This is a genomic window from Pseudomonas avellanae BPIC 631 (assembly GCF_000444135.1).
In the GTDB taxonomy this organism is placed as follows: Bacteria; Pseudomonadota; Gammaproteobacteria; order Pseudomonadales; family Pseudomonadaceae; genus Aquipseudomonas; species Aquipseudomonas avellanae.
Genome location: NZ_ATDK01000545.1, coordinates 1 through 646, shown reverse-complemented (window position 1 = coordinate 646; position 646 = coordinate 1). Strand labels below are relative to the sequence as shown.

Below are 646 nucleotides of genomic sequence, written 5' to 3'. Positions count from 1 at the left end.
GTCAGGTTGAGGTCATAGAAGTTGACGGCGATCCGTCAGGAAATACAGAAAACCGTCCTAGTCTGACAGGGGGCTGGTGAGTGGCCTGACGCCGGGTTGAGGTGTAGCCCAACCTTACGGAGCGGTTGATGGCCAACCTTCGATGGCTGGCAACTCGCAGACTGGAATACACTCGAAAAACCTTAGCGTACTATTTTTTCCGAATTATGTAGGCCCCCCTGAGGTTCCTTTCTTGCATGTCAAGAAAAAAGTGTTGCTGGCTTCGACTTAGCTCTCACTGGCATGGGAACGCTTGTTTAAAGGCCATTGAGGTTAAAACCATCGCGTCCTCATTCAGTCTTTCAGGATGGGTGTCGAGGTATCGTTGAACCACCTTTACAGCCTGAAAGCTGGTAAAGCCATGATCAGGAAAACAGACATCCACTCTATCAGGGCTAAGTACCTTAGCTATGTGGATTCCGTCTATCATTCCATTTACGTACCCCGCACACACACCTGATGCAAAATACTTGGATGGCGGTGTCGGATCTGTAGTGGTCTAATGATTCCGGACACTCATTTAGGCGAGAATATCGCCAGATATAGAGGTGTCTGATGACCAAACAACGCCGTACCTTTTCCATTGAATTCAAACGCGAGGCCGCAG

1 pseudogene is annotated in these 646 nt (G+C 49.1%); it reads right to left on the bottom strand.

The features are described 5' to 3' along the window. Positions 1-274: 274 nt before the first annotated feature. Positions 275-502, bottom strand: a pseudogene (locus DW49_RS1000000134425) (Rap1a/Tai family immunity protein); the annotation flags it as partial. Positions 503-646: the final 144 nt, after the last annotated feature.